Annotated in this window: 29 protein-coding genes; 7 read left to right on the forward strand and 22 right to left on the reverse strand. The window is 52.1% G+C overall.

What is annotated here, in order from left to right; translation table 11 throughout:
• Window positions 1-92: 92 nt before the first annotated feature.
• Window positions 93-716 carry an RdgB/HAM1 family non-canonical purine NTP pyrophosphatase gene (gene rdgB / locus MFFC18_RS08545; protein WP_075085597.1) on the reverse strand — a complete coding sequence of 208 codons (624 nt, stop codon included), beginning with the start codon at window positions 714-716 and terminating at the stop codon, window positions 93-95.
• A 168-nt stretch (window positions 717-884) separates the two neighbouring features.
• On the opposite strand from rdgB, the gene MFFC18_RS08550 reads away from it, so the two are divergent.
• From MFFC18_RS08550 to MFFC18_RS08560, 3 genes are all read left to right on the forward strand, one after another.
• Window positions 885-1,427: an SRPBCC family protein gene (locus tag MFFC18_RS08550; protein WP_202907564.1), complete on the forward strand. Its 543-nt coding sequence runs from the start codon at window positions 885-887 to the stop codon at window positions 1,425-1,427.
• A 61-nt stretch (window positions 1,428-1,488) separates the two neighbouring features.
• The gene (trpC, locus tag MFFC18_RS08555) at window positions 1,489-2,274 is read left to right on the forward strand and encodes an indole-3-glycerol phosphate synthase TrpC (RefSeq protein ID WP_075085599.1); all 786 of its coding nucleotides are present in this window, start codon (window positions 1,489-1,491) and stop codon (window positions 2,272-2,274) included.
• A gap of 168 nt (window positions 2,275-2,442) precedes the next feature.
• Entirely contained in the window at window positions 2,443-3,243 is an 801-nt protein-coding gene (locus tag MFFC18_RS08560) for a hypothetical protein (protein ID WP_148618717.1), read from the forward strand.
• Window positions 3,244-3,271: 28 nt separating this feature from the next.
• Here MFFC18_RS08560 and MFFC18_RS08565 read toward each other — a convergent pair whose 3' ends face one another.
• The 4 genes from MFFC18_RS08565 to MFFC18_RS08580 all read right to left on the reverse strand — a co-directional run bounded on the left by MFFC18_RS08565 (window position 3,272) and on the right by MFFC18_RS08580 (window position 7,226).
• Window positions 3,272-3,646 (reverse strand): TerB family tellurite resistance protein, encoded by a 375-nt coding sequence (locus tag MFFC18_RS08565; protein ID WP_075085601.1) that lies wholly within the window; start codon window positions 3,644-3,646, stop codon window positions 3,272-3,274.
• A complete protein-coding gene (locus tag MFFC18_RS08570; protein ID WP_075085602.1) occupies window positions 3,643-4,314 on the reverse strand; it encodes a hypothetical protein in 672 nt (223 codons plus the stop codon). Before MFFC18_RS08570 ends, MFFC18_RS08565 begins: the two co-directional genes overlap by 4 nt.
• A 132-nt stretch (window positions 4,315-4,446) precedes the next feature.
• Window positions 4,447-5,163, reverse strand: a complete 717-nt coding sequence (locus tag MFFC18_RS08575; protein ID WP_075085603.1) for a tellurite resistance TerB family protein — start codon at window positions 5,161-5,163, stop codon at window positions 4,447-4,449.
• Window positions 5,164-5,408: 245 nt separating this feature from the next.
• Complete coding sequence (locus MFFC18_RS08580) at window positions 5,409-7,226, reverse strand: sulfurtransferase (RefSeq protein ID WP_075085604.1); 1,818 nt, start codon at window positions 7,224-7,226, stop codon at window positions 5,409-5,411.
• Between the two features lie 150 nt (window positions 7,227-7,376).
• Between MFFC18_RS08580 and MFFC18_RS08585 the strand changes: the two genes are divergently transcribed.
• The 3 genes from MFFC18_RS08585 to MFFC18_RS08595 all read left to right on the forward strand — a co-directional run bounded on the left by MFFC18_RS08585 (window position 7,377) and on the right by MFFC18_RS08595 (window position 9,846).
• Window positions 7,377-8,321, forward strand: coding sequence for a hypothetical protein (locus MFFC18_RS08585; protein WP_075085605.1), 945 nt, complete (start codon window positions 7,377-7,379; stop codon window positions 8,319-8,321).
• Complete coding sequence (gene proC, locus MFFC18_RS08590; RefSeq protein WP_075085606.1) at window positions 8,318-9,133, forward strand: pyrroline-5-carboxylate reductase; 816 nt, start codon at window positions 8,318-8,320, stop codon at window positions 9,131-9,133. The genes MFFC18_RS08585 and proC overlap by 4 nt, the downstream gene beginning before the upstream one ends.
• Before the next feature lie 233 nt (window positions 9,134-9,366).
• Complete coding sequence (locus MFFC18_RS08595) at window positions 9,367-9,846, forward strand: hypothetical protein (RefSeq protein WP_075085607.1); 480 nt, start codon at window positions 9,367-9,369, stop codon at window positions 9,844-9,846.
• Between the two features lie 568 nt (window positions 9,847-10,414).
• Here MFFC18_RS08595 and MFFC18_RS08600 read toward each other — a convergent pair.
• From MFFC18_RS08600 to MFFC18_RS25245, 16 genes are all read right to left on the reverse strand, one after another.
• The gene (locus tag MFFC18_RS08600) at window positions 10,415-10,858 is read right to left on the reverse strand and encodes a hypothetical protein (protein WP_148618718.1); all 444 of its coding nucleotides are present in this window, start codon (window positions 10,856-10,858) and stop codon (window positions 10,415-10,417) included.
• Between the two features lie 233 nt (window positions 10,859-11,091).
• The gene (locus tag MFFC18_RS08605; RefSeq protein ID WP_148618719.1) at window positions 11,092-11,322 is read right to left on the reverse strand and encodes a hypothetical protein; all 231 of its coding nucleotides are present in this window, start codon (window positions 11,320-11,322) and stop codon (window positions 11,092-11,094) included.
• A 226-nt stretch (window positions 11,323-11,548) separates the two neighbouring features.
• Entirely contained in the window at window positions 11,549-12,064 is a 516-nt protein-coding gene (locus MFFC18_RS08610) for a hypothetical protein (protein ID WP_148618720.1), read from the reverse strand.
• A gap of 657 nt (window positions 12,065-12,721) precedes the next feature.
• Window positions 12,722-12,952: a hypothetical protein gene (locus MFFC18_RS08615; RefSeq protein ID WP_148618721.1), complete on the reverse strand. Its 231-nt coding sequence runs from the start codon at window positions 12,950-12,952 to the stop codon at window positions 12,722-12,724.
• Between the two features lie 97 nt (window positions 12,953-13,049).
• On the reverse strand, window positions 13,050-13,679 hold the full coding sequence (locus MFFC18_RS08620; RefSeq protein ID WP_148618722.1) for an acyl carrier protein: 630 nt from the start codon (window positions 13,677-13,679) through the stop codon (window positions 13,050-13,052).
• A 180-nt stretch (window positions 13,680-13,859) separates the two neighbouring features.
• A complete protein-coding gene (locus MFFC18_RS08625) occupies window positions 13,860-14,180 on the reverse strand; it encodes a hypothetical protein (RefSeq protein ID WP_148618723.1) in 321 nt (106 codons plus the stop codon).
• Between the two features lie 232 nt (window positions 14,181-14,412).
• Window positions 14,413-15,030 carry a hypothetical protein gene (locus MFFC18_RS08630; protein WP_075085615.1) on the reverse strand — a complete coding sequence of 206 codons (618 nt, stop codon included), beginning with the start codon at window positions 15,028-15,030 and terminating at the stop codon, window positions 14,413-14,415.
• Window positions 15,031-15,650: 620 nt separating this feature from the next.
• Window positions 15,651-16,100 carry a hypothetical protein gene (locus tag MFFC18_RS08635; RefSeq protein WP_075085617.1) on the reverse strand — a complete coding sequence of 150 codons (450 nt, stop codon included), beginning with the start codon at window positions 16,098-16,100 and terminating at the stop codon, window positions 15,651-15,653.
• A 150-nt stretch (window positions 16,101-16,250) separates the two neighbouring features.
• Window positions 16,251-16,493: a hypothetical protein gene (locus MFFC18_RS08640; protein ID WP_148618724.1), complete on the reverse strand. Its 243-nt coding sequence runs from the start codon at window positions 16,491-16,493 to the stop codon at window positions 16,251-16,253.
• Window positions 16,494-18,109: 1,616 nt separating this feature from the next.
• Complete coding sequence (locus MFFC18_RS08645) at window positions 18,110-18,631, reverse strand: DUF3592 domain-containing protein (RefSeq protein WP_075085622.1); 522 nt, start codon at window positions 18,629-18,631, stop codon at window positions 18,110-18,112.
• Between the two features lie 224 nt (window positions 18,632-18,855).
• Window positions 18,856-19,089 (reverse strand): hypothetical protein, encoded by a 234-nt coding sequence (locus MFFC18_RS08650; protein WP_075085623.1) that lies wholly within the window; start codon window positions 19,087-19,089, stop codon window positions 18,856-18,858.
• Between the two features lie 645 nt (window positions 19,090-19,734).
• Window positions 19,735-20,208: a pilus assembly protein N-terminal domain-containing protein gene (locus tag MFFC18_RS25780; RefSeq protein ID WP_084417295.1), complete on the reverse strand. Its 474-nt coding sequence runs from the start codon at window positions 20,206-20,208 to the stop codon at window positions 19,735-19,737.
• A 543-nt stretch (window positions 20,209-20,751) separates the two neighbouring features.
• A complete protein-coding gene (locus tag MFFC18_RS08660; RefSeq protein ID WP_148618725.1) occupies window positions 20,752-21,201 on the reverse strand; it encodes a polyprenyl synthetase family protein in 450 nt (149 codons plus the stop codon).
• Window positions 21,202-21,992: 791 nt separating this feature from the next.
• On the reverse strand, window positions 21,993-22,541 hold the full coding sequence (locus tag MFFC18_RS25240) for a hypothetical protein (RefSeq protein WP_075085628.1): 549 nt from the start codon (window positions 22,539-22,541) through the stop codon (window positions 21,993-21,995).
• Between the two features lie 781 nt (window positions 22,542-23,322).
• Window positions 23,323-23,604 (reverse strand): hypothetical protein, encoded by a 282-nt coding sequence (locus MFFC18_RS08670; RefSeq protein WP_075085629.1) that lies wholly within the window; start codon window positions 23,602-23,604, stop codon window positions 23,323-23,325.
• Between the two features lie 480 nt (window positions 23,605-24,084).
• A complete protein-coding gene (locus MFFC18_RS25245) occupies window positions 24,085-24,231 on the reverse strand; it encodes a hypothetical protein (protein WP_157665205.1) in 147 nt (48 codons plus the stop codon).
• 350 nt (window positions 24,232-24,581) lie between these two features.
• On the opposite strand from MFFC18_RS25245, the gene MFFC18_RS08675 reads away from it, so the two are divergent.
• Entirely contained in the window at window positions 24,582-25,826 is a 1,245-nt protein-coding gene (locus MFFC18_RS08675) for an IS110 family transposase (RefSeq protein WP_075085631.1), read from the forward strand.
• Window positions 25,827-25,947: 121 nt separating this feature from the next.
• Here MFFC18_RS08675 and MFFC18_RS08680 read toward each other — a convergent pair whose 3' ends face one another.
• Entirely contained in the window at window positions 25,948-26,460 is a 513-nt protein-coding gene (locus MFFC18_RS08680) for a hypothetical protein (protein ID WP_075085632.1), read from the reverse strand.
• Between the last annotated feature and the right edge of the window lie 50 nt (window positions 26,461-26,510).

Raw genomic sequence — 26,510 nt, forward strand, 5'->3', positions numbered from 1 at the left:
GGCGGGCTTGCTCCTCAAATGCTCACTCACTGACTGGCGCTTCGGGTTTGCGTTTTGGCTTCGTGCCTTGTACGTGCTTCGACGGAACGAGCTTAATTCAGCCTCGCGATTAGCCCCAAAAGTTTTGGCACAAAAGACCGATTCGCTCTCGCCCGATGACTCAGGACTGACTTGACTTCATCTCCAAGTTCAGCAAACGTCAAACCGTACTCCGGGATTTCAAACAGAGGATCGTATCCGAATCCGGCCTCACCGCGTTCCTCGGTAAGAATCCTGCCGTGGCACTGGGACTCACAATCGATCAATACGTTTCCATCTGGATCCGAAAGAGTCATGTGGCACGTGTACCACGCTCCACGTTTTTCCGTTGGAACGCCAGACAGCTCCTCAATCAATTTCACTTTATTCGAATCGTCGGTCGCGTCCTCGCCAGAGTATCGAGCCGAGTAGACACCTGGCCGTCCGTCGAGCGCAGCAACCGAAAGTCCGCTGTCTTCTCCTAGCACGTATTGCGACAAGTGCACAGCCTGTTCGGTTGCTTTCAACGCAGCGTTTTCCGCGAACGTCGTGCCCGTTTCTTCGACTTCGATCGCGTCAGGAAAGTCATCCAGTGACTTGAGTTGGACCTGCGGATAGCGCGACAACAAGTATTCCAACTCGCGTCGTTTCTTGGTGTTTCGAGTGCCCAGTACGAGCACAAACTGCGAATCGGCCACCTTGGTGTTCTCTATCTTGATCGGAATGGGAAATCGATTTTGAGGATTCTGGCATCCGCCTCGGCCAAAATCGACTGGGTATACACGAAGTATAGCCTTTTTCCGTTATCGCAGACGAATTGGCACGGTTCGAATCGTGTTGACCGTGAAACTTTTTTTGATACCGAAATGTCTGAAACACCCATCCGCATTGAGCGACATCCCACCGAAGGATTTGTACTGACGACCGAGCTGGTAATTGATCGCTCTGTGAGTGAGGTTTTTGATTTCTTTTCCCGCGCTGAGAATCTGGAAAAGATTACTCCTCCGTGGCTGCATTTCAACATCGTAACGCCGACGCCGATCGACATGAAAAAAGGTGCGTTGATCGACTATCGTCTCAAGCTGCATGGCGTTCCAATCAAGTGGCGAACCGAGATCGAATCTTGGGCGCCGCCGTTTCGATTTGTGGACCAACAGCTTCGCGGTCCGTACAAACGCTGGTTCCACGAGCATACCTTTGAGGTCATTTCGCCAACGATGACTCTGGCCCGCGACCGAGTCCACTACATTCCACGTTTTGGGGCGTTGGTGCACAAATATTTCGTCAAACCCGATCTGCTCAAGATTTTCGCTTACCGTCAGAAACAGCTCGCCAGCCACTTCGCAACGGCTACGACTCCTCCCGTGAGCATGCCAATGTCGTCGGTGTCGCAAATCTCGGTCAGCTAGGAGTGGACGGTTCGGAAGCATCGACTAGCATTGGGGTTTTTACTCTCCGATACGCGACGCCGTGCACTCCATCCTCAAAAAGATCGTCGATCAAAAGCTTCTTGAAATTGAAGCCTCGTACCGGAACAAGTCTCTCGACGACATCGCCAAGGAAGCTTGGGCTGTGCCACCAGCCCGTGACTTTCTGGAACCGCTGCAACGTGCTGGCGAGATGGGCCTGATCGCGGAAGTCAAGAAAGCGAGTCCCTCGAAGGGCGTGATCCGGGAAGACTTCAACCCGGTCGAAATCGCGAAGGCTTACGCGTCGGCAGGAGCCAGCTGTCTGAGCGTTCTGACCGATGAGCATTTTTTTCAGGGCCACCGCGACTTTCTGGTCGACGTCAGCAATTCTGTCGATCTGCCGGTGCTGAGAAAAGACTTTGTGATCGATACCTGGCAAGTTTACGACGCACGTGCTGCCGGTGCCGATGCGGTTCTGCTGATCGCTGAATGCCTGGATGCGTCCCGTCTGTTCGATTTACATGCTCTGATCGAAGGGCTCGGGATGACTGCCCTGGTCGAGCTTTACGATCGAGCCAACATCGACAAAGTGCTTGCCTGCAATCCTTCGCTGGTCGGCGTCAACAATCGCGATTTGAATACTTTCGAGGTCAATCTGGAACATTCCATCGAGATCCGAAAAAGCTTGCCGGACGATATTACGTTTGTCAGCGAGAGCGGAATTTCTACTCACTCGGAGGTAGCTCGCTTAATGCAAGCAAATGTGGACGCCATCCTGGTTGGCGAATCCCTGATGCGGTCGGACGATATTGCCGCCGCAACGAAGCGTTTGCTGGGGACGGATTGACCGCTCTGCCGCTTCAGCCCGACAAAGTGGCTTACACGGGGCACTTTCGGAATACACGGAAAATCTTTGGGCAAATCAAAAGTCTTTGCCTCAAAAGCCGAAGGGAAATATAACTATCGCGGTCCGCCTTCCTGCTTTCGGATCCTCAAGATTTTCCCTGGAGCTGCAATGCCGCAAAATAATGATCGCCGTCCACCAACGCTAATGGAGAACGTCCATACCGTTAACAGCGCTGTCAGGACGGTCCTGATGATGGCAGTCGCTGGCGTGGTCGGCTTTGGCGGCTGGATGGGATACAGCGAATATATCGTTCCCGGTATCGAGGGAAAGCAAGCCAAGCAGGATCTGGCTGCGTTGCGTCTCAAGTTCGACCAGCAGGAACTGGATTTGAAAGAAGCCACGATCGAGAACGACAAGCTCAAGGTCTCGATGGATCTGTTAAAGATCGACCGCCGCGTGGCACAATTGACGGTGAACAAAAAAGGCGTCGATGAGAATGGCCAGAAGTTCCTTGAAGTCACCTTTAGCGAAGTCGACAAAAACGGCAACGTGATTGGCTCCAGTCGCGAGTTCACGTTGCTGGGCGACACGTTTTTCGTTGACTGTTGGGTGGCTCAATTCGAAGATCAATACGTCGAGCAAGCTGATCCGCTGCGGTCTGCTTCGATTTTTACCTTCAAGCGAATCTACGGCGATGACATGAAGCCGTCCGAAGGTTTTTCGCTCGACGATTTCAGCAAGCCTTCTGGCATTTATGCTCAGTCGGAAGCGTCCGAGTTCGCGAAACAGATTTGGGAAGATTTTGGCAACGTCTGCAACGACCTGAATCGGCAATCCGAGTTGGGGATTCGTGCGGCTCACGGTCAAGCCAACCATTTGCCACCGCGAGAAGGCCAAACGTATGAGATCACGATCCGCTCGAGCGGAGCGGTCAGTTTGGTTCCGCTACGGGAAAAGGATTCGCTGTAAAAGTTTGCAAGCACGCTCAAACCGAACGTCACCGGCGTCCGTCAGCGATCTCTTTCGCCTTCGCCAACAGAGCCGAGAAAACTTCTGCGGGAACTTCCAGCCTCTCAGAAAGACATTTCAGAATCGCGGTCTCTTTGTCGTCGATAACGCCATCGGCCATCGCGACGTCCAGCAAAATCGCCATCGCCTCGGTCGGTTCCGCCTTGAGCACGCGAAACTGCTCCTTGCAGAAATTCTCGTCAGTGCAAGCACGAGAAATCATGGCTTCCAGAGACGCCAGCCCAACGCCGGTTTCTGTTGCCAAACGATCGAGCAACACTCGCTCCGCATCCGTAGACTCGCCGTCGCCGCCCGCGACACAACACGCGGCTCGCAAGACTTCGACTTTCACCATCCCGCTCATTCTTCATCCTCAAAATCGATTGCGTATTGATCAAGCAGATCCGGAACACGGTCATACACCCGCGTCCGTGCGTTCTTCATCCATTCGAGAATGCGATCGTCGATTTTCTCCAGCCCAATTCTCGTCAGGACCCGGTTGATTCGATACAGCGTCTTCGAATCGTCCGTATAGTCAAAAAGATAGCGTTCCTTGATCACGCCGCGGATTGCCGGAGCAAGCTTGTCCGTTTGTTTGGTCGCGAAAAGGTTAACAACGTCCTGTACCTTTTCCGGATCGATTGATTCCAGCTGCTGGTAGTAAAACTCAAGCTTGCCCGGAAACTTTTCATGCAGCCACGCATCAAGAAAAAGTTCAATCAGTACGTGACCCAAAAAACCGGTTCGCATTCCACGCTCGCCATCCAGCAACTCACGAAGCTCAACCGCGAATTTGATGTTCATCTGTTGAAACGTCTGATTCGTGTGAAACCAGTAATCGTCTTTGTGATGGTTCACGATTCCCTTGGCCACCGCAGCGACGATTGGATCATCGTGATCAACGAACGGCGTCGCCTTCTTTTCCCGGACCCGGCACTTGCGATCCGCGGCACTCAACCAGTCCGGAATGCAACATCCGGTCGCTACGTAGGCGTTGTCGAGAGAGGGCAGCGCGTGAGAAAAACAGTTCATCTAAATCCAGGGCGAACAGGCAGGAACGACTGCCTGAGCTTACCATTTTGAGTCAATTCGGGAAATCGCCAACGAAGCCACACCGACGCCGACGCCGATCAGCAAACCAATCGTCACGTTCTGGGGCAACCACTACGTCACCAAAGCGGCTTCGCGGTGGATCTGGTCGACCAATTCCGGAGCCAGTTCCAGCTTCGAAGCGAGTTCCGCCAGATAGGCTTTCTCCGCCGCGTTCTGCTGTCCAGTGACCAGCAACGACGCCAGATAAATCTCGACGCTCATGTTGACCGACTGAGCCAGTTTCGCGATTCGATCCGCATCGGCGGGGCGACCCATCTCCTGCAGCAACACAGACGCCGCTGCCGTTTCGATGCCGGCGGCTTTCATCTGCCCAGTGATCACCGCGTGTTCCTGATCGTCGATGTGACCGTCGGCTTTGGAGGCTCCGACCATCGCTCGCATGATCGCCAGGCTTCTTTCCTGAGCAGCCTCTCCGTCTAGCTTTCCGATCTCCAAACCTTCGACACCGGATTCCGGATTGCCGTTCTCTTCCTGCCAATTCTGATACGCCTTGTAGCCCAACGCACCAAGCGCCGCGAGCGATCCGACTTTGATCACCGGCGACAGCGTCTTGCGTCCCTTTTCGGTGCCCAACAGCAGCGCCAGCAAACCCGTCGCCGCAACGCCTGCTCCAACTTTCGCCATCATCGCATCGCGTTCAGGACCGGCTTCGGGGATCTCGATATACTTCGCAGCATAATCTGCTCCGTCGTCGGCAAGTTCTTTGCCTTTGGCAGCAAGTTCTTTTCCGGAAGCCAAAAGTTGGTCAAGCAGTTCCTGGGCGTTCATGGTGGGCCTTGTGTGTAAATAGAATCGGACAGCAAACAGATTCTAACGTCTCGCGGTTGGAAGTGTAGTAAACGCGAAAGTTGGAAGAAATGTGGAACGGTGGTCTCTACCGTTTGCAAGCCATTGTTGAGCGCGTCCGCTTCGGACGGCTGACCCCACGCGTCCACAGGCTGGAAGCCTATGCCACCCCCGTGTCGCCACTAGAACGTGGAACTGTGGTCTCCACTGTGCCACGATTTCGCCATTCAAGCCCAATCTGGACGCGGCGCCTCGAACTCCATCCGCTCACCCGAAATCGGATGATCAATGCTCAGCTTCCACGCATGCAGACACATCGGCGGCGAATCAAGATCCAACGTTTGCGTTGCGATGCGATCTTCCTCGCGACCGTATGCCGGATCGCCCACGATTGGCAAACCGAGATGCGAAAGATGAATGCGAATCTGATTCGTGCGACCGGTTTTTGGTCGACAAAGCAGCAAGCACTGGCCGTCGCGGCGATCCAGCACTTCAAAATCAGTCAACGCATCATCGCCATCCGCATCCACCAATCGCGTGCCGGCGCGATCGGGCGTTTTTCCAATCGAAGCATCGCACGAGAAAGTATCCTCTTTCGGTTCTCCCGACACCAACGCCAAATAGGCCTTCTCCACGGTGCCGTTTTTGAACTGAGGCAAAATCGAATTCGCTATCGAACGCTTCTTGGCATACACAACGACACCCGTCGTGTTCGCATCAAGCCGATGGGTGATCCGCATCTGACAGTCTTCGTACATCAAATCCAGAAAGTGATTCAACGTGTTGCGATTGAATCGCCCGCCCGGATGCATCGGCAGCGGAGCCGGTTTGTTCAGCACCGCAATCGCGTCGTCCTCGTACAAAAACTCGACCTCGGTTGAAACCGCTGGCTCAGTCGTCTGCGGCAACAGGTGCTCCACGCGAAAACCCGAACGGACCACGTCGTCCGGCGACATCGGCTGACCCTTATAGACGATCCGCCCAAGCTCGAACTCTTTCTCCCAATAGCCGTCTTCCACATGCCCGTGCAGTTCCAGAAACATGTCCAGGCATTTTCGATGATCGAACTTCAACGACACGTTGACCGGGCGGACATTGTTGTAGGGCTCCGACCCTGGCAATGGATTGGTCACCGCACGCAATTGGTCGTTTCTTTGAGCCAACGTCGCGCGCAGTTTTTCATCCGGCGGCACGTAACATTTCGCGCAGCTGTTCGGCGGATCGTAGAGCGGAGATTTTTGGTCCTCGCCGGTCAGCACGGCCTGGCACGCGTAGCATTGAGTCGTTTCTGTTTCGGTTAAGTCAGGAGCAACCGCGACGCGTTGGTCAAACACAAAACACTCGCCGTCCCAATGCTCGCCGCCGACCTCTTCGAAGTACCGCAGGATTCCGCCGTCGAGCTGATAGACTTCCTCGAAGCCCTCCTGCTCCATCAGCGGTCCGGCTTTCTCGCAGCGGATGCCGCCCGTGCAAAACATCACGATCGGTTTCTTCTTTACGGATTCGTCCAGTTCCTTCGTTGCGTCGGGGAACTGGCGAAAGTGATCGATGCCGATCGGATGAGCTCCCTTGAACGTGCCGATCTCAACCTCATAGTCGTTTCGCGTATCGAGCAACGTTAGCTCTTTGCCTTCGTCCAACCACTGTTTCAGTTTCGCGGCCGAGATCTTGGGACTGGTTTTCGAAGACGGCACAATCGTCGGCACGCCCATCGAAATGATCTCCTTCTTCAACCGGATCAGCATTCGATTGAACGGCTGGTAGTCGCTGTAGCTTTTCTTGATCGGCAGGTCGCTGAACCGATCGTCAGACGCCAGTTCGTCCAGAAGCTGATCCATCGCGTCTTCGCCGCCCGCGATAAACATGTTGATGCCTTCGTCCGAAAGCAGGATCGTGCCCTTGAGGCCCAGCGATTTGCATAGCGGCAGCCATTTCGCACGCAGCTCTGGAGGGTTCTCGATCGGCACGAATTTGTACGCTGACACGTTGACAAAGGCAGTGCTGTCAGGTGACGTGTCGTTTTTTGGACTGGTTTGCTGAGACATTGTTGCCAACGGGGACCCAACTGAAACGTATGTGGTTAAGATGTAGGCACATAAGTATAGATATCCGTGCGAAAGCGGAAAGTCGAAACAGGACAGCCGAAACGGGAAAGCCGAAACTCAAACTGCGGCAAGCTACGATCGAGGGGCCTCATGGCAAAACAATTTAATCCGTTTCACCATTGGTTGGGTTTTAGCGAAAACGTGTACCATCCAAACCACTTCCAGCTCTTTGGCGTGAAACCGAACATGGGCGATCCGATCGGATTCGGCAAACAGGTCCATTCTCGGGCCAAAGCGATGCTCAAACAGCTTGAGCAGATGTCGGATGAGGAAATCGGCGACCGACGCAAGCTGCACACGAAACTCCGCCGCCTGATCGTAAGGGCCCATGAAGTCCTCCTTGATGACAAGCTCAGGGCAAGTTACGTAAAAGGCCTGCGCGAAAAAGCCCGCGACGAAAATGGAGTGTCCGAGCCGCTTGACTACCCTTCGCCATACAGAATGAGATCAGTTCAGAATGACGATCCGTCGGCATCGCAAACCAGCAAGCACCCAAGCCTGACGATGAAGTTGTCGTCGATGCAGACGATCAAGCAACGGTCTGACGTCGAACTGCCTGATCCTGCGTCGTCCAAGTCCACCGTTCCGATGGCGATCCCGCTGGCCAAACCCGTTCCAGGCGATGTGCGGGAGTATCCGAACCGCAATGCTGATAGCGGACCGGCGACGGATCAGATCGTTGTCCGTCCGCGGCGTACCAAACGAACAGGATCGTGGTTGATCCCAATCTTTTTCATCGTGATGACCGTGCTGGGCATCGCAGGACTCGCGGCGCTACTTTCCAACTTTGGAAATCGATTCGAGTTGCGGCCTTTTCCGAAAATGAACACTCCCATAGATCAAACCGTCAACGATCCGACGCCGCAGAATATTGTTCCGCCGAACGAACGGGATGATGACGACGCTGAACGTGATACGGACGACGCTGAACGTGATACGGACGACGATGACGACGTTGGCGCGAATTCGGAAGCAAGCCATTCGCCATCAGGCTCACTTCGCACTCAATGGATAGAACAGAAGGAACTGTCATGATTTCAATTGGATTTGTCGGAGCCGGTCAAATGGCTCAGGCACTCGCCGGAGGCATCGCAGCGAGTGACGCGGACGTTGCGTTCATCGTCGCCGATCCTTCCAGCGACGCGATCGAAGCCTTCAGCGCAAAAACAAATTCGCGCTCGGTGGAGAAAGCCGATTCCAATGCAGACGTCTTTGCCAGCGCCGACATCGTGTTCCTGGCCGTCAAGCCACAGTACTTTGTCGCCGCGACCGAAACCGAGTCGATCAAGTCCGCGATTGCGGGCCGAGAGAATCCTCCGCTGGTCGTTTCGATCATGGCCGGTGTCGACATCAAATCCATCCAATCGCGCACCGCGATCGAAACCGTGATCCGGGTCATGCCCAACACTCCCTGCCTGGTCGGCGCCGGTGCCTGCGGCATGTCCTGTAGCGACCAGGTCGCGGAGGCCGATCGAGATCGAATCAAAGCGTTTATGGAAACGACCGGGATCGTGATTCCAGTCGCCGAAAACTTGCTGGACGCGGTAACCGGGCTTTCTGGTTCCGGCCCGGCATATATATTCGAGCTGATCGACGCGTTGGCGCTCGGCGGAGTCAAATGTGGCCTGCCGCGAAACGTCTCCGACCAGCTTGCGGCTCAAACCGTCTTCGGCGCTGCCAAGCTCGCGATCGAGAGCGGCGACCATCCTTCCGTTTTGCGAGATCGCGTCACCAGCCCCGGCGGAACGACGATCGCTGGCCTGAAGGCGCTGTTCGACAACGGCTTTCAACAGTCCATAATCTCCGCCGTCGAAGCCGCAACCGAACGTTCGAAGGAACTCGGCTAAGCCCGGCAACAGGTGGCATAGGCTTCCAGCCTGTGGACGCTTCCATCCGTCCCCGCCAGTGCATAGGCTTCCAGCCTGTGGATTGCAAATCCCTCCCTGCCGCCGCAGCACCAGCCCTTTTTAAATCCTGCATCCTGCCCAGTTTCGAAACCTCGTTAACGTCCTGTGAAATCGCCGCCTGATGCGGAAGTTTTCTGCTATAAACGTGGAACAACGACCCTGTGAGGAATGCGATGTCACTGTTTGAGAACGACCAATACGAATACACCGACACGTTTTTCGTGTTCTTTAAACGCGAGAACCTGCCGACGCCGGCAGCCGTGAAAACCGCGATTGCGGAACTGGGCGACCGCTATGACTTCGGTGAAATCTCGTTCCGCGAAGACCAATTCGAATCGATGGCTGTTTTCTCTCCGCAGGATTTCTCTGCGATGGACATCGTGCTGGATCTCAACACCGAAGTCACGACTCAGATCGAAGAGATGGTCGGCGAGTTCCGTGCCTTGACGCTTACCGGTGACGAACGGGAAAAGCTACAGACCTTCAAGGAATGCGATTCGCGTTTCGACCTGTTCCACTTTGAAAAGAAAGTGAAGGGCAACGACGACCCGGACGCTTTCATCGATCCCGGCGGGTTGCTGATCGTGCTGGAGAAGCTTCGCGAGCTTTCCGATGGCGTCGGAATCGATCCACAAAGCCAAATGCTTCTGTAGAGTTGAGCCAGCAGGACAGGATCGCTCAGACGATTCTGGCAAATCCACGCGGCCGCAGAAAGACACGCGGGGAACGATGCCGCGGTGTTCGGTTTGTTTGCCACAGAGCTCACCGAGGACACAGAGCCCAGTGTTTCTGCGTCGCCGAACCAGGCACTGTGTGGTAGAAGTGAGCGGCAGGGCGCTAGCCGCCGTTAAATATGAGCGGCAAGGCGCTAGCCGGCGTTAAAAACGCAACGGACCGGCGGCAGTACTTAGCCTATCGCACGAACCAACCGCCTGCTCGCCCCAACTCAGTTTTCCTCAGTGCCCTTTGTGATCTCTGTGGCCAGGAAACATCCGCATCCTTCGTGGCGCTTCCCTCGTCCCCATTTGATCGGGACGTTGTTCAAACGGTTTGGCAGAATCACAATTCCCCTGCGGTCAGGGGAGAGTCACACCTGGGGAAGCGATTGATGTTTCAACCGCGAATGAACGCCAATGGACGCGAATAGTGTTTGCCAAGACAACCAATTTGGCTCCTGACAACCTTTGCCGTGCCTTTGACAACTTTTGCCGTGCCTTATTGTTATCTGCGCTGTCGAATTGCCTGATACGACGGGACGGCCTTCGTGTTTGTCCTTGGATCTTTGTCATACCTATCGACAGCAAGTTCAATCTTAAGCTTGTTGTTTTCTAGTTTCAAATTCCAGTAAGTCGGCGAGTTCGTTTTGTCGTGGGCGATCCCAGTTCGAAGATCCAAAGTTAGCCCATTTTTGCTCTGTAGAACTGTCGCAACTGCAAGAACAGAAGATCCGTCATCCTTTACCTGAATAACGCGATTGCCGATGATCAATAACTCGATTGGATTTGATTCTGCAAATCCAGTGTCATCTGATGTCGACCGAATACCATCCTCATCGACAGCAGCGACAATTTTCCAAACACCTTGATAATTGTCGGGCACTTGGGTTTCATCAGCTATGGGTGCCAATGGTAACGAAATGACAGTGAGCATCAAAAGCATGAACATCACAAGAGTCCTTTCAGGTCGACAGATTAGCGAAATCGCAGCACAAGATTACCAGTTTCGCCGTTTAACTCGAATGCCAATCAGTGGCAGCCATCTCGGAGCAGGTAACGGCGAGGATCACCGAGCCGTCGCAAAGGTTTGAAGTTGTGCGATCCCATGTAAGGTCCGCGGTACCTTTTTTCCGTCTACAACGCTTTGTTATCCGCGATTGCCGTCCTTGGCGCACCTTAATTCTAGCGACCTGCCGCGGCGAAGTCGAGCACGTCGTCCGCATGGTTCGAGCATGTTAATTGCACGTCAGAGCGAGTTTGCGGATGAATGACGCCTTCGGTCGGATTGACTTTGCCTATGCGTGCTGCCTTTACGCCTGCATTCGCCCAGCTCTCGAATGCGTCCGCGCAAAGGCCGCATGTCATCACGCTGCCAACCGCATTCTCTCGCATGTCACGAGCCTGTCGACGCAAGATAGTTCCGCTGGATAACGCCCGCGTTAACCGAGCGGACCGAAAAGTTTAAATTGGTGAAAATTGAGTCGGATACAATGGGAGCCTGCGACCATCCGGCGAGTGGCCAACCACAAAAGCCTCTCCGCTTCGGTTCAACGCTTTGTTATCCAACATGCCGATTGGCCCGTTCTCGATATCCTAGCAATTTGGCCCACCGAAGTCGAGCATTGGTTAGAGATTCGTATTAATGATCAATTTTTGATTCGCATCGCGGGCAGATCAAAGACGTGATTGCGTTTTTTCGGCCGCATTTTTCACATGCTGAAACCCCGGGTCCATATTTGCGATTTAGAAAGGGGGTCACAGCAATGCAATTAAGGTAAATAAATGCTCCTAGAATCCCTCCAGCAACAGCAAGGAGTGTCGCCGCATGTTCAGGAACTTCTTGTCCCATCGAAACCCGATTTGCTGCATTGATGATTAGCGGAAACACCAGCATGCCGATCGCGATATGGGAGACAAGACCAAATAGTTGCCAAACAGAAAAATTCATATTTGCCAATTCTTTAAGCGGCGTCTCAACACAAACTGGCGTCCGCCTACTCCAGCCGTTGTTGGATAACGTCCGCGTTAACCGAGCGGACCAAGTAATGTGAATTAGTGAAAATGGAGTCGGATATAATGGGAGCTTGCGACCATCCGGCGACAAGCCAACCACGAAGCCCTCTCCGCTTCGGTTCAACGCTTTGTTATCCAACATTCCGAGTGAATCGTTCTTTGAATTTTAGTGTCCCAACCAATCGACGTCGAGCATGTTCGGAACAACTTCACTTCGCCTGTCTCCTCATGGATTGTCGAAGCCAGTGCGTTCGTATTGCCAAACAAGAAGCCAACAAGCAATGGCACAATGCAAGCACGATCAACAGCACAAAGCAGTTCATTAACATTCCTGCCGGACGGTTGATTCTCGGTCTGTTTACATTCAGGAAGTCTTCCTGCCATTTTGTTCGATCGGTTTCCGTAAGCTGTCCGTGATATTCACGAATCGATTCTTCTTGTTGGTAAACTCTTGGCCAGCCTCTCTGCATGGTTTGCACAAAGAGACCAGTGTTGAATACGTAAGACTCAGTAAAATTTGTCCGTGCACTGAGGTTTGTAATGAGGAATCCAGCGCAGATCGGCGTAAAAAGGAGAAGTTCAAGGAGGGTGAAGTTTCTGAGTCGATTCATTCAGCTCAAACAGCCCAAGTTGGATAACGTCCGCGTTAACCGAGCGGACCAAGAAATGTAAATTAGTGAAAACTGTTGTCGGATATAATGGGAGGCACGACCATCCGGCGACAAACCAACCACGAAGCCATCTCCGCTTCGGTTCAACGCATTGTTATCCGCGTGTCCGGCACAAGCGTTCTTTAATTCTAGCGACCTGCCCCGGCGAAGTCGAGCACGTCGTCCGCATGATTCGAGCATGCCAATTGCACGTCAGAGCGAGGTTGCGGATCAATGACGCCTTCGATCAGATTGACTTTGCCAATGCGCACTGCTTTTACGCCTGCATTCGCATAATTGTCGAATACGTCCGCGCAAGGGTTGCATGTCGTCACGCTACCAACTGCATTGTCCTGCATGTGACAAGCCTGTCGACGCAAGATAGTTCCGCTGGATAACGGCTACGATCACCGAGCCGGAACGGAAGTCATTGCTTCAATTTGCACGCACAAGTCCGGCTTCGCGTGCATCGTTTTGTTATCCCGCGATTGTTTGTGCGGAATCGACCACACCTGCAAGTTTTTGCATTGAAAGTTCACCTCGCCCATCGTAATGGTTGTCATGACTAGTCACGGCAAGAAACGCATCGTCGGCGAATCGGACGCCGAATAGCTTGGCAAGTATGACAATCAATTCTAGAACATCCAATTCGTCGGCATCAATCTGTTCAAGGGTAGTTGATGGTGTGATGCTCGATTGTTCAATTGCGAACCATTCGGAAACGATCCCAATAACACGCTCGAGTGTGGGCAATTTGGGATCGTCTGCCTGAAAGGCTGCAGTATCTGCAGGGAGATCAGCTTCGGTTAAGCAAACCTGTGATTCATTCCTGTTATGAATGGAGTTCAGCAATGCCTCAGCAACCCTGCTCCTTAATTCGCCATCTTCAACGTAACCATACGAATATTTTTCCCAAGTTGAGCAAGGCGTCTCTTGAAGTACGGTTGAAACCAGATCGCGACAGTCACTCGGCAGGGAGAAATATACTTTGATGGCGTCGCTCTCGATAAGTGAGAGGAGCGCAAGTATGAATTCGGTTTCGGAAAGGAAGTCGAACCTGACTCGATTCCATGCCCGGAGAAATTCTGCCTGTTTATCGTCTGTCATGTCACCTAGCGGGATAACGCCCGCGTTAACCGAGCGACGATTTAAAGTTTGAATTTGTGAGTGGAGTGGATGATTACAATTGGCGATAGCCAATCATCCACGGAACGATCTGGCAAAGCGCCCCAATGTCGCTTCGGTTCAACGCTTTGTTATACCGCGCTGTTCAGGCCGCTCAAACCATTATTCAAACGTTCCCAGTGCGTTCAATCCTTCATCTATTGTAACAGTCAGTTTTCGAGTTGGCTTATTCTTGAAGTTGATTTCTCGTTGAAACGATTCGCCATCCAGATTCTCAAATTGCATCGTCATGGTGAGGGGAAATGTTCCACCAAAAGTGCGTTCAGCAGTCATGTACCCCTTCTCGCCACCGTCAATCAGTACTCCGAATGTGAAACTCTTTCCGTTCGCCAATGCTGATACATTCTCCAACGTCTGTCCTGAATTGTTTTTGGCAGTTATTTCTGTATCGCTTGAACCACAGCCAATTGTGAACAGCAGCAACGCGAATGGCAGCAGTTGGCCGAGCGATTGTCTGCGTAAACCGCTAAGTTGTGTCGTTCTCATGCAGTCTCGATTCAAGCGGGATAACGGCCGCGTTAACCGAGACGCGGGTGAAAGGTAAGTAGTGAGTGGAGCGGATGATAAAATTGGCGTCAGCCAATCATCCGCGAAACGATGTTCGCACAGTGGAAAACGCGGCTTCGGTTCAACGCTTTGTTATCCAGACATGACGTCATATGGACCATCCCGGTGGTGGACCCATCCCCATATCCATTCCCATGTCAAAATCGGAGGTGTAGGTGGTTAGTCCCTTGAATGTACATTGGTGTTTCGCCTCTTGTTTCGCAATCCATTCTTTAGTCGCAGATTCAGCTAAAGCAAAATTCGAATGCTCGTCTTCGCAGCAGTCAGTAAATACGATGAAGTTGTCTGTGAATTGATTGTCGTTCCAGCCTTGATTGTTCAAATTTAGGCAAGCCTTTGCAGTAGCACGACCAATGTCGTCCAAAACATCCTGATCACCCTCGAGATCGTCTGCATATTCATACCATTTGACAAGGTTGCGGTTTAGTTTGTCTGAATCGATCCGAATTGGGCCGCGTTCGACATGTTCCGACCATTGAAAAAGGTTCCAAAACGCCTTTTTGGGAGCAGGTTCGGCGTTCTGAATTCGAGTTGCCGTCTCAGTGTCTACGGTCCAGATATCCATAGCCATTTCAGCTCGGTCTTCGAGTTCGAAGCACCAGCCAAGATAAGGGACGATTGCGGCAGCCAAGATTCGTTCAGACTCTACTTTCGCTAGAGCCCTTGGGACAGCGTTGACTAGTTCTTGCTCAATTTCAGCCAGCAAGCTTGCTTTCTAAGTGCGATTCATATGGTTGAGTCTGGATAACGTCCGCGTTAACCGAGCGGACCTGAAAATGTGAATTAGTAAAAATGGAGCCGGATACCATGGGAGGCACGACCATCCGGCGATTTGCCAACCAGGACGGCCTCTCCGCTTCGGTTCAACGCATTGTTATCCGCGATTGCCGCCCCAGCGTTCCCTAATTCTAGCGACCTGCCGCGGCGAAGTCGAGCACATCGTCCGCATGGTTCGAGCATGTCAATTGCACGTCAGAGCGAGTTTGCGGATGAATGACGCCTTCGGTCGAATTGACTTTGCCAATGCGTGCTGCCTTTGTGCCTGCATTCGCCCAGTTCTCGAATACGCCCGCGCAAAGGCCGCATGTCACCGCTGCAAACTGCATTCTCTCGCATGTCACAAGCCTGTCGACGCAAGATAGTTCCGCTGGATAACGCCCGCGTTAACCGAGCGGACCTGAAAATGTAATTTAGTGAAACTGGAGCCGGATACAATGGGAGCCTGCGACCATCCGGCGACAAGCCAACCACGAAGACCTCTCCGCTTCGGTTCAACGCATTGTTATCCAGGCAGCGGAGTGAATCGCATCCTACTATTTTACAAGTTTAACGTGGTTTGTTGAACTGTCTGCGCGCAATCTTCGTTTGCCAAATTTTACGCAAGTGAAGTTTGGATGCGTTGGCAGCGAACACGGTAGCGCCCGGCAGCAGGCCCAAAAGAAACCCAGACAAAGAAAGAATCGATATCAATACGGTTGTTTTTAACGCAAAACCGACTGGGCCATCTTCATCATACAGTTGGCCTTGAACGGTTTCGTTTGTAAATACGATTGCGGCGGCATTAAGCAAAATCGCTATCACAGGCCAAGTCGCCCCTGCGCAAGCGGCCCAAACCACCGGTCGCCGATCCTTGGCCAAACCAATGCAACTCCAATACAAACTAAAGAGCAGCCACATATAGACGAAGTTGCCCGTAGTTGGCGAAGTAAACAAGCATGCGATCAACGCGATATTCAGCGTCAATCCAAACAGCCATTTGAGGCTAACATTCTTCACTGTGACCTCAGTCTGGATAACGCCCGCGTTAACCGAGACGCGACGAAAAGGTAAGTAGTGAGTGGAGCGGATGATACAATGCGAGGAACGAGCATCATCCGCGGAACAGTGTTCGCACAGCGGAAAACGCGGCTTCGGTTCAACGCTTTGTTATCCAACGCCGGGCGGTTGGTACGGGTTTACGTCTGATTCCGGGTACCTCACGACTGGAGGTGTCATTTCATCATCGTTCGATTTTTGGCCAAACATTTTGGTGATCCATTCGGCCAAATACAAAATGGAAAAACACACAAAAACCCAGATCGCAGTGTAGGGCAATCCAATGACGGGAGCGAGGGCACGTCCTGTGTCATCGGTTAGTTCCTGCATCGCCCGTTCAGCAGCTGGCGTCATTTCGGCGTCACTGAACCACCCATCTCCATTCTTGTCGAATCTGTCTAATTTCGAACTCAGATCGGCGTCAACAGCCCAGACTGCTGCAAGAAGTAGGAAGTACCCAGCCAAGACAGTCGTGAAAAACAATATCAGTCCATTGAGCCGATTGGTTCGACACCGGTTTCCTATGTAGACGACGAGAGGAAGGAGTAGCCAAAAAACCGGAAGTGCTATATGCATTTAGTGATGTTGGATAACGCCCGCGTTAACCGAGACGCGGGGTAAAGGTATGTAGTGAGTGGAGCGGATGATAAAATTGGCGTCAGCCAATCATCCGCGGAACGATGTTCGCACAGCGGAAAACGCGGCTTCGGTTCAACGCTTTGTTATCCCGCGTCTTCGGCACTAAACGAGCGGCATCATTCTACCGAAACATCTCGCAATTCCAAACATGGTGATTGGCAGCCAAATCGCGACGATTTGTGCAATTCGTAGTTCAATATTCGCTCTGCTTCCCGATTGGTGCTTTATTAGCTGCAGCATTGCAAGGACAGCCGGCATCAAAAAGAGCGTAATCAGTATGTTGAATGGGATCCTCCACCAGCCATATTCATACACGATGCCCGGAACCAATAGGACTGACAAAAGAGCCCCGATCCCAACGTGATAACGGGTCTTTAGAATACCCGGACAGACATCAGAATTGTAAACGCACGGTATCAAGAAAAGCAACGGCAACACCAAGATCGGAATTACCGATCGCCCCATTTCGCCAAACGGAATCAAGGCCGCGATCAATGATGCATAAGCGGTGGCAGCCAAGAGATGGATTATGCGAAATTGAATCATTCGAGCGGGATAACGCCCGCGTTAACCGAGACGCGGGTGAAAGGTATGTAGTGAGTGGAGCGGATGATAAAATTGGCGTCAGCCAATCATCCGCGAAACGATGTTCGCACAGCGGAAAACGCGGCTTCGGTTCAACGCTTTGTTATCCAGCGTGCCGCGTTCGGGCTTATATTTTATCTCGAAAGTCGACGAGAGGGCAAGTCTAAGCGAACGCGGACACGACGTCGACGCGCTGGCGGCGGCGTGAGGTTGCTGAATATTCATTGCCGAATGAGCACTCGTGTCGTTGTATTGCTGATGTCATCGAAAATGAGTATCGAATCGTCATGGATGGGCTGGGGCGCAAGCATTAGCCATGGACGCCATATCGCAGAATTGTGCAACGAAGCTGCCTGTCGATGTCGTTTTCCAACAGCAGAAATTGCGAAGACGGTTGACGGGCTGTCGCCCCATTTCATGGCGCTGAATGCCGATTTCTGGCAGGCGACGCATGCAGCTTGATGTCCCTCAATTGCAGCCATAAACCGCGAGCGACGATGATTCAATGCTAAGGCAAACGCGAATAGAGCGACTAGCACTAATAAATGACGAGTCGTCCAAGTCATGCAATACTTCGCCATTCCGTCCTCATGCAACCATTGGGATTTGAGCGGGATAACGCCCGCGTTAACCGAGCGGACCTGAAAACGTAAATTAGTGAAAATGGAGTCGGATACAATGGGAGCCTGCGACCATCCGGCGACTTGCCAACCACGAAGCCAACTCCGCTTCGGTTCAACGCATTGTTATCCAGCGGCGGATTTCACAGCCAACGAAATGTTTTCAATTAACTTTCTGTCAAAACTGCTGTCCATAATGATAGCAGCAGATATCAGTGGCACGACAATAAACCACAAAGCGAGAAAGGTCAGTGAGATAATCATGGATCGATGCAATCCATACGACAGTGTTGAATCTTGCGGCGACTCAGGATTGTACCTGACTGCGACAATCGTTGATTCCTGTAAAATATTGACGATGGCCGCGTGAGTTTCTCGATTCTTTGTGGATTCAAAACCATGAGCAATGGTGTAGCCATTAAAGCTCCGTCCAGCTACCGAATACGTGTAGTCTACTGTTGCCATGTAAGTCGGAGTTCCTTTGGATGTTGACGATTCAAGCACATCGGAACTGTTGACAACGCCCACGGCCGTTGGCCAGTCAGCGGCCTGCCAACAGGCCACCAAATTTGGGTATAGCTGGGAAAAAAGCGAGAGACCAGCCAACAAGAAAAGTGCCGCGACAGCTACGACAATCCACTGAAACATTCTACGCCTTGTTTGTGAAGCTGGATAACGTCCGCGTTAACCGAGCGGACCTAGAAATGTAAATTGGTGTAATCGGAGTCGGATATAATGGGAGCCTGCGACCATCCGGCGACAAACCAACCACGAAGCCCTCTCCGCTTCGGTTCAACGCATTGTTATCCAACGAAGCCATTCACCATATCCTAGCAACTTGACCAATCGACGTCGAGCATGCCCCAAGCATCCTACGGGATGATTCGCGAGCCACTAATGACTATCGAACCATCTGCTGATTCCGGCACATTGAAGTCAATATCCGCGTAGCTTGGAGAAGAGATTTTGTCGCGTCCTTGAAGCTCAATCTGTTCTGTTAGCTCCTGGATTTTGCGATTCCGCGTTGCCTCACGAGAAGCAAAGAATAGGACAGTGCAAGCGATCGCAGTAACCCAGAGCAGAGTGGAAATTCGGAATCGGATCATAATTTATGCGTCCGTGTGGTTTCATTGTTGCGGGCACTGATTGGGCCCGTTCGATCATGTCGTCCGCGCACTCCAGCCATAGTTGGATAACGTCCGCGTTAACCGAGCGGACCGAGAAATGTAAATTAGTGAAACTGGAGCCGGATACAATGGGAGCCTGCGACCATCCGGCGACTGGCCAACCACGAACCCATCTCCGCTTCGGTTCAACGCTTTGTTATCCGCGTGTCCGGTCCTGGCGTTCTTTAATTCTAGCGACCTGTCGCGGCGAAGTCGAGCACGTCGTCCGCATGATTCGAGCCTGCCAATTGCACGTCAGAGCGAGGTTGCGGATGAATGACGCCTTAAATCAAATTGACTTTGCCAATGCGTGCTGCCTTTACGCCTGCATTCGTTTAGTTGTCGAATACGTCCGCGCAAGGGCTGCATGCCATCACGCTGCCAACTGAATTTTCCTGCATGTCACAAGCCTGTCGACGCAAGATAGTTCCGCAGGATAACGCCCGCGTTAACCGAGGCGTCGAATGGGTTTGAATTAGTGAAAATTGTCGTCGGATATAATGGGAGGTACGACCATCCGACGACTTGGCCAACCCTAGCGATTTGGACGCTTCGGTTCAACGCTTTGTTATCCAACGTTGCCCACTAGCGAGTCACCTCAAGTATGTACGTGGTCTTCCGTCTCATTTTATTGTATGTGTACAGGTCTGTCACGCCAATACGTTTCGCGGTCACGATGAATTCACTGGCCCTTTTGAATTCTGCAGCGACAATGTCCGGATTTTCTATCACGAGTTCGGGCATTCCGGATTGATTTGAAATTGCGCGAGATTCGCCGAGCGGAATTGTCATGGGTATCGTTTTGCCGCGTGTATTTCGGTCCACATCATTCCAAAACATCCCGCATAGAAAAGCAGCGCAAGTCGGAGTGCACCAAAGAAGCGTTGAAATCGATATTCTTAGTAAGCGATTTGTACGTGGTTTCGGCATCCGTTGCCTTCGCAGGTATATGGGAACTGACGTTTTGATTGAGTTGGATAACGTCCGCGTTAACCGAGACGCGGCAGAAAGGTGTGCAGTGAGTGGAGCGGATGATACAATGCGAGGTACGAGCATCATCCGCGGAACGACGTTTTGACCAGCGCCAAACGCGGCTTCGGTTCAACGCTTTGTTATCCTGCGAATAGCGTCCCGAGCTCGGTTTCGATCGAGTACGCATTGCCGGTGAGTTTGCATTATTGCTCGCCATCGAAGGAAATGCAAACACAGCATTTGCACGTCGGCGCGACGATCATTGAATCGTTTTGAGCGTTCAGTTTCTCAGGCAGTGAAACGGCAAAATGCACGTCGTAGCGCGTTGCCGCATGTCGACGCAACGATCGTTGAACTGGTTTGAGTTGCCAATCCGTTTTGTCCAAGCCATACAGAATGCACGTCGGCACGCGTTCGGGTTTGATGAACCACCAAGACGCTTTCGATCGAGTGCGACTTCGAACGTGCAAGATCTACACTCAAGCCACCATCTGCGAAGCCAATTCGATAAAGCTTTCGCTGGATAACGACCAAGATCACCGAGCCGGGACAAGTGATCATCTATTCCAAGCAGCACGCAAGACCCGGCTTCGCGTGCATCGTATTGTTATCCGGCATTTGCGAGTGTACCTACTTCGCGGCGGATTGAATTATAAATATTTTTTTCACGTCATCTACGCACATGGCATTCTCATAGCTGCCATTGACACTCTTCTTAAACGTCCCGTCATCGTTGACAGAGTCAAATTCATATTTCCTATTTGCGTCCCGCAAGGGGAACCACGAAATATTCGCGCGTTCATCAAACAGTCCGGCGAAACTTAAGTCAGACACGCCATCTGGATCAGCCTCAAGGTGAAACGTTCGTATGATCTCATTCAGTTCGTCTTCCGTAGTGTAACTAGCCTTCACCATGTAAAAGGCATCCATCCCGGTAGTGTCGCTAAAGGTTTCGAGTATTGCGACGTTGCTGGGCAATTTGCCAGCGAGAGAGTACTTGGGACTGGGCGTGAAACTGCAGGCGGCACCAGCCAGCGACAGGCATGCCAGAAGACAGCAAAACACGCGCACGGTTCTCATTGGTGAGTTTGCCCTCGGTTGGGTTGAGCGGGATAACGCCCGCGTTAACCGAGCGGACCTAGAAGTGTTAGTTTGCCGGAAAATGTCGTCGGATACAATGGGAGGTCACGACCATCCGACGACGGAATGGCCGAGCAATATACGCCGCTTCGGTTCAACGCATTGTTATCCTGCGGATTCTCCATTTGCGATCGACGAGGAGTACGCCTCCTTTGCACTCCAGTATTCCATAGTCGCTACACCGATTGGAGGCATTGCGCTGCACCACAATCTAACAAGTTTGTCTTCGCGAAAGTAGAGATAACCTTCTGTCGCCACAGTCCAGTTTTTGCCATCTCCGTAATTGTCGCACATGAATTTGAGATCTGGCGCAGGGAAGGATTTCTCAGGAAAATAGACGATGCAGTGGATTTGACCTCGCCATTCCCACGCGACACATCCATGGAACGGTGAGACATCAAATGTGTATTCAGTCGATTCTGGTAAGCTGTCACTCTTGCAAACTTCGAATGGGTCACCGTAGAGAGCAATGGCGTCGCTCAATGAACTGCCAAGCGGGAGTGCGTCGTGTCTATCGAGTCGTTCGGCACCGAACAGTTTTAGCACGAGCAATAGTAAGTATGACAATAAAGTTCGCATGAGAACGTTTTGAGCAGGATAACGCCCGCGTTAACCGAGACGCGGCGAAAAGGTAAGTAGTGAGTGGAGCGGATGATAAAATGCGAGGAACGAGCATCATCCGCGGAACAATGTTCGCACAGCGGAAAACGCGGCTTCGGTTCAACGCTTTGTTATCCACCGTCAAGCAGTACGAAACGCTTGCCATCCCATTGAAACACGAGTTCACAATGCACGAAGCGTTCAGGGTAGCTCAAGCGTTGATTGATTTCAACAATCATTTGTTTTTCGGTTGTATCCAAGCGATAGTTAACCAGGCAACTCGAGTCGGTATTGCCGCCACCGTTTAGTCGACCTGAGACGTAGTACTCTCCCCACGAATCATTGAAGTTCGCGTCCACACTAAAATTGTATTTGAATGAACTATTTCCAAATCTGTCATCAAAATTTACCGAGAGTAGTTTTTGATCGATGTAGGTTTCGAATTGGCCCGGCCGTCCAGTCGGGACGTTTTGTAAAACGACAGGACGACAATTGACGCCTGAGAGTCGATCAAACTGAGGTCGAGATTGCCAATCGGGGGAATACTCGCGGTCACATACAAGAAACGATTCACTGGATGCATCGGTTCGATAACCGTAATCTAGCCACGCGAGAGCACCAAGACCGGCGGCCAAGACGGCCGTCCAGTAGAAGATGCTCCGCGTCGTGAACTTCGGCATGGCGAGGTGGATAACGTCCGCGTTAACCGAGCGGACCTGAAAATGTGAATTGGTGAAACTGGAGTCGGATACAATGGGAGCCTGCGACCATCCGGCGACAAAACGACCGAGAAGGCCTCTCCGCTTCGGTTCAACGCATTGTTATCCAGACAGCGGATTGAATCGTTTGCCCTAATCTTAACAGCTCCCTAAGCACTGGTCGAGCATGACATCAATTTGGATGATCGTTCTCGGGTGATTGTTTTCGTATCGCACGCTGGATTTCGTGCATCTGGTATGAGAATAACCAGCACGTCGCAGTCATTGCCAAACTCGAAAATCCGACAAGCAGCAGAACTGCGTGGCCGGTTGCGTATCCCAATACCACCAATGATGTCATCGTGAAGATCCAGAACGCCTGTGCCAGAGAGTATTGGCGATTGGGTGCTGGTGTCGCTGGAATGCACTGGTCAGCGTGGCGGAAGTCTTCTGTCATCGTCCCGTCTATTTTTGTCCCACAATTCCAGCAAGCATCAAACTGCTGTTCGACATGAATTTCACATTGCTGGCACGTCCACATTGGTCAGTCTGGATAACGTCCGCGTTAACCGAGCGGACCGAGAAATGTAAATTAGTGAAACTGGAGCCGGATACAATGGGAGGAACGACCATCCGGCGACGAGCCAATCACGAAGGCCTCTCCGCTTCGGTTCAACGCATTGTTATCCGACGGGCCCGGTTGAGGGGTTGTCAATAATCTAGCGACTAAGCCGATCGGCGTCGAGCATATCGAAGGGTGCAATTATGATCGCACAAACAGGTTAGTCGTGCCATTGAAGGCCAGCCAGAGTCCGTATCCGCCCATTAAGATTTGCCATATTGCAACCGGAGTGAATCGCCAAAAATATTCTGTCCCCACGAAATCGAATGCTGTTTGGATGGAAGTTAGAATCGCCAAAACTCCAATTAGCCCGGAAAGGAACCGGTAGACAGGACGCATTTCGGCCCGAGGCTCGTCAACATGAATCTCGTCGCCTGTTAGCTTGCCGGCGGGCGATTTGTAAGGGTTTTGTTCTTCTCCCATCTTTGCCTCTGTGTAAGATTCTAATTGAACCCAATTATTTTGACTGTGCCAGTGTGCGCTCCACTGCGTTGGATAACGGTTGCGTTAACCGAGACGCATGAGAAAGGTATGAAGTGAGTGTAGCGGATGATAAAATGCGAGGGACGAGCATCATCCGCGTAACGACGTTGGCCGAGCGTAAAATGCGGCTTCGGTTCAACGCTTTGTTATCCGGCGGTTAGCGTTACGATCCCGGTTTCGATCGAGTACGCGTCGCCGATTCATTTGCATTATTGCCCGTCATTGAATCGAATGCAAACCCGGAATCTGCACGTCGGCGCGACGATCATTCAATCGGTTTGAGTTTTGGCTTCTGAGTTTAACCAATCCTGCAGAATGCACGTCGGTGCGCGTTGCCGCATGTCGACGCAACGATCGTTGAATCTGTTTGAACTTTGGCTCGAGCCAAGCGTCAACCATCGAATGCACGTCGGCGCGCGTTCAATTGTGAAGAAGCGCCAAGTCGTCTCCGATCGAGTGCGACTTCAGGCGTTTTGTGTCTTCCCGCAAGCCACCATCTGCGAAGCCAAATCGATACAGCCTCCGCAGGATAACGTCCGTGATCACCGAGCCGGAACCAGCGATCATCCATTTTCTAAACCACGCGCAAGTCCGGCTTATGGTCATTGCGTATCGTGATTGGTTGTCTGCCTCGGGAGCCAGAATGTAGCTCGGAGCAGGCAGACAACAGCTTATTGTTGATACGGCGAAATTGCAAATTCTGTAATTAGTCTGTGGATAACTCAAACGCCTGTCGGGACGCTGACGAATCGTCCGGCCGTCGCCTAAACGACTTACCGAAGACCTTCGCAGCGTCCCGTTTCAATCACGCAAAACGAATACTCAGATGATGACTCCTTACATAAAAGACCATCCATAAGCACTTCGCGCCGTGATCGAACAAGCACTCGAAATCCCACTCTTGAAAGCAGGAATCCATGAACAGTTTAACTCAAAAAACCGTCCTCGTTGGCATCGACTGGGCCGATCAAACCCACGCGTGGCACGTGCAAGACGGGCAAGCTCAAACCGCAGGACTTCTCCAGCAAGACGCGACCGCCATCCAGGACTGGATCCAACAGCTGCGAAAGCAATATCCCGACAGCCAGTTCGCCGTGGCTATCGAAACCACCAAAGGAGCACTCATCTCGGCGCTGCTGGGGCACGATGATCTCACCCTCTATCCAATCAATCCCGCTGCGATGGCGTCTTATCGGAAAGCCTTCGCTCACGGTGGCGGCAAGAACGATCCTGGTGACGCAATGCTGCTGTGTCAGTATCTGAAACACTACATCGCAAAGCTTCGACCTCTGCGGACGGAGTCGCCGTTAACCCGAAAGCTCGCTGCGATGGCCGCAGATCGCCGCCGGCTTGTCGATCAACGCACGGCACATTGCAATGGGCTCAAAGCAGTTCTCAAGACGTATTTCCCCGAGGTTCTCAAGCTTGGAGCCGCCAGGATTTACGCGGATTTTATCATTGCGTTTCTGCTTAAGTATCCGAATCTTGCGGTCGCTCAGAAAGCCGGAGCCACCAGACTGCGAAAACTGTTCTACGGCATCGGGTCTCGAGCCAAAGCCGAACAGCGCGTCCAGTTGTTGCTCGACGCGACTGCTTTGAGTGACGATTCGACTCTGATCGAAACCAATTCGATGCGAGTCGTGGCATTGGTGTCTTTGATCCAAACTTACAACGCACAGATCCGAATCTATGCCGCACAGATCGCTGAAGCGGTGGTTGAGCATGAAGACTACGCGATCTTCAAATCGTTGCCGGGAGCCTCGGACCTGACTCACAGTCGGATGATCGCTGCGATGGGCGACGACCGGACTCGCTACGAAGATGCCGGTTCACTTCAGGCAGCCACAGGCATCGCGCCACTAACGACTCAAAGCGGCAAGCAGCGATTCGTGTCGGCGCGTTGGGCTTGCACGAAGTTCCTCAGGCAAACGTTCCAAGAGTTCGCTGGGCTCTCGATCGCAAAAAGCAAGTGGGCTGCCGCCTATTACAAGTTTCAGTTGGACAAAGGCAAGTCACCTCAGATGGCCAAGCGTGCGTTGGCCTATAAATGGCAGCGAATTATCTTCCGCTGTTGGCAGGACAGAGTCCCTTACGACGAAGCTAAATATATCGAGCGGCTGAAGAAAACCGGCTCACCGATCTATCAATTAATCAAGGCATGACAGGGGAGAAACCGTCAACAATCGATTCGAACAAAACGTTCAAAACTCCACCCGAGACTTGACACGATGCCACAGATGTCTTCGCGTGCATCACATTGTTATCCGACGATTACGCTAACCTCTAGGTGTTGCAGTAGGGGGCAAGATTTTCAAGCGTCATTTTTGCATAGTCAGCGATTTCTTCGTTTGGGTGTTGGACCAACTCGCGAAAACGTTCCAATTTCTGAATTAGTATTTTCCGAATGTCGCATGTCCAATTGTAGTCGTCTGGGTAATTGAAAGAGCGCCTCGCAAGTGCCCAGTCCGAATCATTCCATTGAGACGTGTCAATTGGTGAAAGGTAGTGCGAAAACGAATATACCACAACCATCAGTTCCTCCAGGACTGGAGAAGGCGATCCCTGCTCAATTCGTTCAATCAAAAATGGCAATGCCGGTACAGAAATTGAACCCGCATTTCCTTGATGCGCGATCATGTGCGAGAGTTTGTTTATGGCTGCTTGCGCTACTGATTCAGTTGAATCGAAAAGTGACAGCAGTAAACCGGGAACCTGCTCAAGGTGCGAACTAGGGTAGCAAGGGTGCGAGAAGGAGTCCCAGTCAACAGATTGAATCCGTTTTTGCAGATCGGTCATGAGCAATTTTAGTCGGATAACGCCCGCGTTAACCGAGGCGTCGAAAAGGT

Source organism: Mariniblastus fucicola, assembly GCF_008087665.1.
GTDB lineage: Bacteria > Planctomycetota > Planctomycetia > Pirellulales > Pirellulaceae > Mariniblastus > Mariniblastus fucicola.